Source organism: Synechococcus sp. 'PEA 65AY6A-5F PE A' (genome assembly GCF_047462575.1).
In the GTDB taxonomy this organism is placed as follows: Bacteria; Cyanobacteriota; Cyanobacteriia; order Thermostichales; family Thermostichaceae; genus Thermostichus.
Genome location: NZ_JAOALE010000015.1, coordinates 49,850 through 58,733 on the forward strand (window position 1 = coordinate 49,850; position 8,884 = coordinate 58,733).

Below are 8,884 nucleotides of genomic sequence, written 5' to 3' on the forward strand. Positions count from 1 at the left end.
GGGCTAGGACGGGCCAAGCAGGGATCCCCACAACAAGGCTATCGCTTCCGACCATTCCACCGTAGCTCCGTAGGTGTCCCCTGTGTGCCCTCCCAACTGGCGGTAGAGCCAATAGCCCACGGCCAGGGCTCCCAGGGCGGATCCCAGCGTCCAAAGCAGCAAAGGCCGCCAAGCCAGGAGCCCGGCCCAGCCCACCCCCCCGCTGATGGCCAGCAACAGCAGCGTGCCCGGCCACAGGGATCCCGGCAGGGAAGTGGAGTCTTTGAGGAAGCGGGCGGATCCCTGGTCGCGCAGATAGGGGTATAGGACAATGGCGAGCAACTGGCCCCAGCGCCCCCAGGCCGGCACCAAGAGCAAGAGAGGCCAGACCTGCAGGCTGCTCAGGGCAGCAAATTTCAGCAGCAACACCAGCACCAAGGCGAGCACCCCATAGGCCCCGGTGTGGCTGTCCCTCATCACCTGCAGGCGGCGGGATAGCCCGTTGACGGCTGGCCGTTCCGCGTCGGCAAAGCTTTTGGGGACGTTGACCGCCAACCCATCGGCAGTGTCAGCCACCCCATCCAGGTGCAGCCCGCCGGTTAACAGCACCCACAGAGCCACGAGCAAAGCTGCTCGCACCGGCGGCGGGAAAATCTGCAGCAAAAGCGCCGCCAGGGTGAGGATCCCGCCCAACAGCAGGCCCACCGCCGGCAGCCAGGCGGCAATGCCCTCAAACTGTAGCCCGCCCGCCCGCCCCAAAGGCAAGGCAGTGTAGAAGGTCAGGGCTGCCCAGAAGCGCCGCAATTGTTCAGGACGCTCAAAACAACGTTGATCAGCTAAGAATCATCCCGAAGGGTTCGCTCCACCACAATGGTCAGCTTGGCCACCAGAGCCCCGATCGCTCCCACAGCCGCCAACACCGGGAACAGAGCCGCCCCCAACACCCCTGCCGCCACGCCTACGCCCAGAGGGATCTCGATCAGCGTCTGCCCTTCGGCATTTTTGATCAGAATGCGGCGAACATTGGCCTCCTCGATCAGCTCGCGAATTTTGGCCAACAGCTCGTCCCCGCTGATCTTAAACTCCTCCACGTGGTACTCCACCTGGGCCGGAGGTACATCCTTGGCCTCTATGTCGGCCTTCTCAGGAAAGTTGGGATCCGGCGTCTCATTGGGGTTCATGCTGAAGAGGCTCCACACGTCGGTTGGCAGCGGCAACTGAGTCCATCCTAAGACCGGATCCTAGCGGATGTACTCTTTCAACACACTGTTGCGATTGGGGTGGCGCAGCTTGCGCAGCGCCTTGGCCTCGATCTGCCGGATCCGCTCGCGGGTCACATTGAAGATCTGGCCGATCTCCTCCAGGGTTTTCATGCGGCCATCGTCTAGGCCGTAGCGCAGCTTCAACACATCCCGCTCGCGGGGGGTAAGAGTTTCCAGCACGCTTTCCAGATCCTCTCGGAGCAAAACCTTGGCCACCCGCTCCTCGGGGGTTTCCCCTTCCGACTCGATGAAGTCGCCCAGCCGCGAATCCTCTTCTTTACCGATGGGAGTCTCCAGAGAGATGGGAAGCTGAGCCGACTTGGCGATGAAGCGCAACTTCTCGATGGTAATCTCCATGCGGGTGGCGATCTCCTCTTCGGTCGGCCTGCGGCCCAGCTCCTGAGAAAGCTGCTTGGTGACCTTCTTGATGCGGGAGATGGTCTCGTAAAGGTGAACCGGCAGGCGAATGGTGCGCGATTGGTCGGCAATGGCGCGGGTGATGGCCTGGCGAATCCACCAAGTGGCATAGGTGGAAAACTTGTAGCCCTTCTCGTGGTCAAACTTTTCCGCTGCCCGGATCAGACCTAGGGATCCCTCTTGGATGAGATCCTGAAACGACAGGCCCCGGTTCATGTATTTCTTGGCAATGGAGACCACCAGCCGCAGATTGGACTGCACCATCTTTTCTTTGGCCCGTCGCCCCCGATGCAAGCGCCGCCGGAATTCGGGCAGGGACATCTTCACTTCTTCTGCCCACAGCGTCTCCGGTACCTCCTCTGGGTCGGACCAGAGGCCCATACGCTGGAAAACGGCCTCGCGAGCCCGCTCTAGCTCCAGCAGGTCGGCAATTTTGCGGGCTAGCTCAATTTCTTCATCTGCCCGCAACAGGCGGATACGCCCGATTTCCTGCAAATAGACGCGGATGGAGTCATCGGTGTAGGGTTTTTTCTTGCTGGCCGCTTTGCGCTTGGAACGGCCCTTGGCAGCGGCGGCAGCAGCATCGGCATCCTCCTCGAGGGACTCTTCGTCGTCCTCATCATCCTCATCAAAAGCATCAGTGTCACTGGCATCCAGTTCCGTCTCGAGGGGATCCACCTCATTGTCCGCATCCAGAGGGATGGAGGATGAACTTTCCAGATCCGGTTCGAGAAGAGCCGTATGACCAGACTGCACCAATTCCTTTGCTTGAGCCATGCTGAGTTCCTCGTAACTTCAATCACAGACAACTGGAGGAGACTAAGGGGTTCTAGGCCCTGAAATGAGGGAAGCAGGTTCCAACTTTGCTGCGGCCCCTGACGCCAGATGGAGGGAGTCAAGTTCCGCAGACCCAAACCCCACTTGCGCCGGGCAAGCTCGCCCGCTTCTAGGCAACCGATCGCTCAGGCCAATCTCGAAGCAGATATCGCTCATAGGGTTTAACCGAACTGGCGCAAAACCCGTTTTGATGGGTAAAACCTCCTGAGATCTCGAAAGGCAAGTCTTTGGCTTTGCCTATCCCCTGGCACAATCCAGGCCACTTACTGAGAGGGCAGGATATTCAGCACCTCAATCACCCCAACCTATAAGGAGAAGAGCGCATTGCAGCCGCCAGCAAGCGACCTTGAGGAAGATCCCTGCAGGCAACTGTAGCCGTTCACACCAAAATGTCTTCCCTAAATTAGCCCGCCCTTGGGGAAACAGCAACGGGGCAGACGAAGAAAATCTTAACTTCACCCCACCCCGTCCCGGCTCTGAGATCCTGGTCTAGGGGATCCCTGGGTTGGCCTAGTCCGGGGAAGTGGCTCAATGCTACCTTAAATCAGGCTACCTTAAAAGGAAAGGATCCCTGCCAGCGCCGCACCGCCTATGACCCATCCCTTCCTGCAGCATCTCCAGGAACGTGTGATCGTCTTCGACGGGGCAATGGGATCCTCTCTGCAAGCCCAGAACCTGACGGCAGCGGATTTTGGCGGGCCGGAGCTAGAAGGCTGCAACGAGATCCTGGTGCTGAGCAAGCCGGAGGCGGTGGAGCGGGTACACCGGGGCTTTCTGGAGGTGGGGGCCGATGTCATCGAGACCGATACTTTTGGCGCCACCTCGATCGTCTTGGCCGAGTACGGGATCGCGGAAAAAGCCTACGAGCTGAACGTGGCGGCAGCGCGCCTGGCCAAGCGGCTGGCGGCGGAGTTTTCGACGCCGGAAAAGCCTCGCTTTGTGGCCGGCTCCATCGGCCCCACCACCAAGCTGCCCACCCTAGGGCACATCGGTTTTGACGAGATGCGGGCCAGCTACGCCGAGCAGGTGCGGGGCCTGATCGACGGGGGGGTGGATCTCCTCATCATCGAGACCTGTCAAGATATCCTGCAGACCAAGGCGGCGCTGGTGGCCGTGCAGCAGGAGTTTGCCCGGCGCGGGATCCGCCTGCCGCTGGTGGTGTCTCTGACCTTTGAGGTGCAGGGGACGATGCTGGTGGGCACGGAGATCGGGGCGGCGCTGGCCATCCTGGAGCCCTACCCCATCGATGTGCTGGGCCTCAACTGCGCCACCGGGCCGGACAAGATGGCTGAGCACATCCGCTACCTCTCCCGCCATTCTCCCTTTCCCATCTCCTGCATCCCCAACGCCGGCCTGCCGGAAAACATCGGCGGCAAGGCCCACTACAAGCTCACGCCGGAGCAGTTGCGCTTCCACCTGGAGCACTTTGTGCGGGATCTGGGGGTGGCGGTGGTGGGGGGCTGCTGCGGCACCCGCCCGGATCACATCGCTGCTTTGGTGGAGGCTGTGCGGGGGCTGCGGCCCAAACGCCGCTCCGTCGAGCGCATCCAGGCTGCCGCTTCCATCTATGCCCCTCAGCCCTACCTGCAGGAGAACTCTTTTTTGATCATCGGCGAGCGGCTCAACGCCAGCGGCTCCAAGAAGATGCGGGAGCTGCTGAATGCCGAAGATTGGGACGGCCTGGTGGCCCTGGCGCGGGAGCAGGTGCGGGAGGGATCCCACATCTTGGATGTCAACGTGGACTATGTGGGCCGGGACGGGGTGCGGGATATGCGGGAGCTGGTCTCGCGGCTGGTGACCCAGATACCCATTCCCCTGATGCTGGATTCCACCGACTGGCAGAAGATGGAGGCCGGCCTCAAGGTGGCCGGGGGCAAGTGCCTGCTCAACTCCACCAACTACGAGGATGGGGAAGAGCGCTTCTTCAAGGTGCTGGAGCTGGCCAAGACCTACGGCGCGGGGGTGGTCATCGGCACCATCGACGAGGAGGGCATGGCCCGCACCGCCGAGAAGAAGTTCCAGATTGCCGAGCGGGCCTATCGCCAGGCCGTTGAGTACGGGATCCCGCCCTACGAGATTTTCTTTGACCCGCTGGCTTTGCCCATCTCCACCGGCATCGAGGAAGACCGGGCCAACGGGGCGGCTACCCTGGAGGCCATCCGCCGCATCCGCCAGGCTTTTCCTGAGGCCCACATTCTCTTGGGCATCTCCAACATCTCCTTTGGGCTCTCGCCGGCAGCCCGCGTGGTCTTGAACTCGGTGTTTTTGCACGAGTGCCGCCAGGCCGGCCTGGATGCCGCCATCGTCAGCGCCGCCAAGATCCTGCCCCTGAGCAAGATCCCGGAAGAACAGCAGCAGGTGTGCCGGGATCTGATCTGGGATCGGCGCCAGTTCAACGCTGAGGGCATCTGCACCTACGATCCCCTGGCGCGGCTGACGGAGCTGTTTGCGGGGGTTTCCGGGCAGGAGCTGCGGGCGACCGGATCCCTGGCCAAACTGCCCTTGGAGGAGCGGCTGCGGCGGCACATCATCGACGGCGAGCGCATCGGCCTGGAGGAGACCCTGGCAGAGGCGCTGCAGAAATACCCCCCCCTGGAGATCATCAACACCTTTTTGCTAGACGGCATGAAGGAGGTGGGGGAGCTTTTTGGCGCCGGCAAAATGCAACTGCCGTTTGTGCTGCAGTCGGCAGAAACCATGAAGGCGGCGGTGAAATACCTGGAGCCCTTCATGGAAAAAGTAGGCGGGGAGGTGTGCAAAGGCACCTTCTTGATCGCCACCGTCAAGGGGGATGTCCACGACATCGGCAAAAACCTGGTGGACATCATCCTCACCAACAACGGCTACAAGGTCATCAATTTGGGCATCAAGCAGCCGGTGGAAAACATCATCGAGGCCTACGAAAAGTACAAGCCCGACTGCATTGCCATGAGCGGCCTGTTGGTGAAATCCACCGCCTTTATGAAAGAGAATCTGGAGGTGTTTAACGAGCGGGGCATTACCGTGCCGGTGATCTTGGGAGGGGCGGCCCTCACCCGCCGCTTTGTGGAAGAAGACTGCCGCCAGACCTACAAGGGCCAAGTCATCTACGGCCGCGACGCCTTTGCCGACCTGCACTTTATGGATCGGCTGATGCAGGCCAAGGCGGCCGGGCGCTGGGATGACCGGCTGGGTTTTCTGGATAACTTCGAGCTGGGATCCCGCTCTGACAACCGCCAGAGGAGAGCTGCGGCAGCCGTGGAGGAAAGGGATCCCACCTTGCCGGCTCCAGAGGTGACCGTGGGCGCCGCTCCTGCCCCTGCTGTCTCGGCTGGCGACGGCGGGGCAGACACCCGTCGTTCCGAGGCGGTTACCCTCGATACCGAGCGGCCCATCCCCCCCTTCTGGGGATCCCAAGTTCTCGAGCCGGATCAGATCCCCTGGCCGGAGGTCTTCTTCTACATCGACAAGCAGGCCCTGGTAGCCGGCCAGTGGCAGATTCGCAAGCCGCGCGACCAGTCGGCGGAGGAGTTTGCCCAGTTTCTCGCCACCCAGGTGGAGCCGGTGATCGAGCGCTGGAAGGAGCGGATTGTTACCGAGGACTTGCTGCGCCCGCAGGTGGTTTATGGCTACTTCCCGGCGCAGGCGGAAGGGAATACGGTGATCCTCTTCGACCCGGCCAGCTTCCCCGAGCTGTTTGCTCTAGAGCCCGGCTCCACCACCTATTTGCAATTGCCCACCGTCGATCGCCCTCGGCTTTCTCCCCAGGTGCGGGAGCTGGCCCGCTTCACCTTCCCCCGCCAGAAGAGCGGCCAGCGCCTCTGCATTGCCGACTTCTTCGCCGACCGCTCCACCGGCCTGGTGGACGTCTTCCCCATGCAGGCAGTTACAGTGGGGCCAGAGGCCACGGCCTACGCCCAGCACCTCTTTGCCGAGGGCCAGTACACCGACTATCTCTATTTCCACGGCCTGGCCGTCACCCTGGCAGAGGCCTTGGCGGAGTGGTGCCATGCCCGCATCCGGCGGGAGCTGGGCTTTGGCGGCGAGGACAGCCCCGACATCCGCCAGATCCTGCACCAGGGCTACCGCGGCTCCCGCTACAGCTTCGGCTATCCCGCCTGCCCCAACATCGCCGATCAGCGAGTTTTGTTGGAGCTGCTCCAGACGGAGCGCATCGGCCTGAGGATGGACGAAAGCGACCAGTTGGATCCTGAGCAGTCCACCACCGCCATCGTCGCCTACCACCCGGCGGCCCGCTATTTCAATACTTGATCCCTCACCCCCGGCCCCTCTCCCTAGAGGAGCGGCTGAGCAGGGGAAAGCCCATCACGGCAACCAAGGTTATCGCGACGATCACGGTGGAGAGGGCGTTGATCTCCGGCGTCACCCCTCGCCGCGCCGTGCTGTAGATCAAAATGGGCAGGGTCTGGCTTTCGGGCCCGCTGGTGAAAAAGGAGATCACAAAATCGTCGATGGAGAGGGTAAAGGCCAGCAGCGCCGCGGCCAGGATCCCTGGCATGGCCAGCGGCAGTGTGACGTAGCGCAGCTTCTGCCAGGTGTTGGCGTAGAGGTCGTAGGCGGCTTCCTCCAAAGCCGGATCCAAAAGCTGCAGGCGGCTGCGCACCACGATGGCCACAAAGGCAATCTGAAAGGTGATGTGGGCAATCACCATCGTCCCCAGGCCCAGCTCAAACCAGCCGGTGTAGGCGCGCACCAACTGGTAAAACAACAGCAGGGTAATGGCCATCACAATGTCGGGGACGACCACCGGCAACAGCAGCAGTCCCTGCACAGCCTTCTGGCCGGGGAAGCGGTAGCGGTACAGCCCATAGCCCAAAAGGGATCCCAGCAGCGTGCTCACCAGGGTGCTGACTCCAGCCAAGACAAGGGTATTTTGCGTGGCCTGCCAGATCGCAGCATTGCGAAAGAGAGCCCAGTACCAATCGAAGGTAAAGCCTGTCCACACCAACCCGAAGCGGGCGCGGTTAAAGGAATAGACAGCAATGAGCAAAATCGGCAGGTAGAGAAAGCCATAGATGGCATAGCTCACTCCCCGCAGCCAGATGGGTATCTTCGCCACTCCCCTTCCTGCCCTCCCAGGGATCTGCCGGAAAAAGCGGCCGCGCTGCCAGCCTACCTCCCTCCAAGTCTATAGCTCGCTGCCTATGGCAAGATGTAGCAAAACTGTATGCTGCCTGCCGCTCCCCTCTCCCTTTGGCGGGGGGGCCGAGGCAGCCGAAATGCCGAGGGGGTTCTCTGTCTGCCGGCCTAAGAAGCTCGGCATGAGGGCGGTTTCTTAGTCTAAATCCGGGAAAGCCACCTTGCCTAAAGGGAGGAGTCGGCGTCCCTTAGTCCAGCTTTGGGCTCAAGCTCTCCAGAAACTCTCGAATCAAGGGCAGCACCTGCTCCGCATGCAGGGCGGGGATGGCGTGTCCAGCACCGGGCAGGATCTTGAGCTGGGCTCCAGGGATCCCCTCCGCATAGGCTTGGCAATGCCAGAGGGGAATGGTGTCGTCCCGCTCAGCGGCAACTACTAGGGTGGGAACCTGAATGGCATGAAGCTGACGTTCGACCGTATCGACGGCAGCTTGGGGGCGCAGGCGCTGGCGGAGAAATTGGCGGGCCACCGGCTGTTGGCGCAGGGATCCCCGCAGCCACAGCAGCCAAGCCAGTCGCTCCTCCCAACGTCCCCAACGGGCCAGGGGGATGGCGGCTCGCAGCAGCCTATCAACCCACGCGCCTTCCCGGAGCAAAAGCCGCATGTGCCGGTAGCGTTTGACAAAGCTGTCGTCGCGGATCCCGGCAGGCGCCAGTAAGACCAACCCCCGCAGGGGGTAACGAATGGCGTAGGCCGCCGCCACCCAGCCGCCAAAAGAGTGGCCCACCAACACCGGCTCAGGCAGGCGCAGCGCCTCGACAAACCCGCGCACAAACTCTACCTCCACGGCGATGTCGTAGCGCAGAGCCGGTTGGCTGGACTGACCAAACCCCAGCAAATCCAGGGCGATGCAGCGGTATCGGTCGCCCAACCCTTGCATCAGCGGCCACCAATTGGCGTGAGTGGCCATGAAGCCGTGCAAAAACAGCAGCGGCATCTCGCCTTGCCCCAGCTCCCGATAGGCGGCCCAGCAGGACTCTGCTCCCGCCAGATTTAATCCCTCCAACTGCACCCTGTGCAGCGGGATCTCTTGAATGCGGGCCCTCAACTCCGCCAGACGCTGCGCCAAGGGCAGTCGTTCCAGTAGCTCTTGCTCCCTCATCAGCTCCCTAGTCGACGAATACAGCTTTTTCCACTTCTAAGGGATCCCCTCCGCTCTCTCCGAGCTGGTCGGAAAAAGCTGCCATCAGAACCTCTGGGGTACTCCCGCCACAGCGCAGCTTGGCGGGATGGAGGATAGGCGGTGAGACGA

General features: G+C 62.0%; 6 protein-coding genes. 1 reads left to right on the forward strand and 5 read right to left on the reverse strand.

Annotated elements, in window-relative coordinates; all coding sequences use genetic code 11:
- Positions 1-3 precede the first annotated feature (3 nt).
- From cobS to rpoD, 3 genes are read right to left on the reverse strand one after another with little or no spacing between them, the layout of a single operon-like run.
- Positions 4-783 carry an adenosylcobinamide-GDP ribazoletransferase gene (cobS, locus tag GG26_RS06980; protein ID WP_011431205.1) on the reverse strand — a complete coding sequence of 260 codons (780 nt, stop codon included), beginning with the start codon at positions 781-783 and terminating at the stop codon, positions 4-6.
- 32 nt (positions 784-815) lie between these two features.
- A complete protein-coding gene (locus GG26_RS06985) occupies positions 816-1,196 on the reverse strand; it encodes a DUF4342 domain-containing protein (RefSeq protein ID WP_228375312.1) in 381 nt (126 codons plus the stop codon).
- Positions 1,197-1,220: 24 nt separating this feature from the next.
- Positions 1,221-2,435 carry an RNA polymerase sigma factor RpoD gene (gene rpoD / locus GG26_RS06990; RefSeq protein WP_011431207.1) on the reverse strand — a complete coding sequence of 405 codons (1,215 nt, stop codon included), beginning with the start codon at positions 2,433-2,435 and terminating at the stop codon, positions 1,221-1,223.
- Between the two features lie 651 nt (positions 2,436-3,086).
- Between rpoD and metH the strand changes: the two genes are divergently transcribed.
- Positions 3,087-6,746, forward strand: coding sequence for a methionine synthase (metH, locus tag GG26_RS06995; RefSeq protein WP_099812841.1), 3,660 nt, complete (start codon positions 3,087-3,089; stop codon positions 6,744-6,746).
- Positions 6,747-6,750: 4 nt separating this feature from the next.
- Here the strand turns inward: metH and GG26_RS07000 are convergent, their stop codons facing one another.
- Both GG26_RS07000 and GG26_RS07005 read right to left on the reverse strand, forming a co-directional pair.
- Positions 6,751-7,554: an ABC transporter permease gene (locus tag GG26_RS07000; protein ID WP_206336834.1), complete on the reverse strand. Its 804-nt coding sequence runs from the start codon at positions 7,552-7,554 to the stop codon at positions 6,751-6,753.
- 268 nt (positions 7,555-7,822) lie between these two features.
- The gene (locus GG26_RS07005) at positions 7,823-8,734 is read right to left on the reverse strand and encodes an alpha/beta fold hydrolase (RefSeq protein ID WP_228375314.1); all 912 of its coding nucleotides are present in this window, start codon (positions 8,732-8,734) and stop codon (positions 7,823-7,825) included.
- Positions 8,735-8,884 lie beyond the last annotated feature (150 nt).

What these genes read in the sequence shown, in the direction of transcription:
- rpoD (WP_011431207.1), bottom strand. Translation starts at nt 2,435, where the DNA reads ATGGCTCAAGCAAAGGAATTGGTGCAGTCTGGTCATACGGCTCTTCTC.
- metH (WP_099812841.1), top strand. Translation starts at nt 3,087, where the DNA reads ATGACCCATCCCTTCCTGCAGCATCTCCAGGAACGTGTGATCGTCTTC.
- GG26_RS07005 (WP_228375314.1), bottom strand. Translation starts at nt 8,734, where the DNA reads ATGAGGGAGCAAGAGCTACTGGAACGACTGCCCTTGGCGCAGCGTCTG.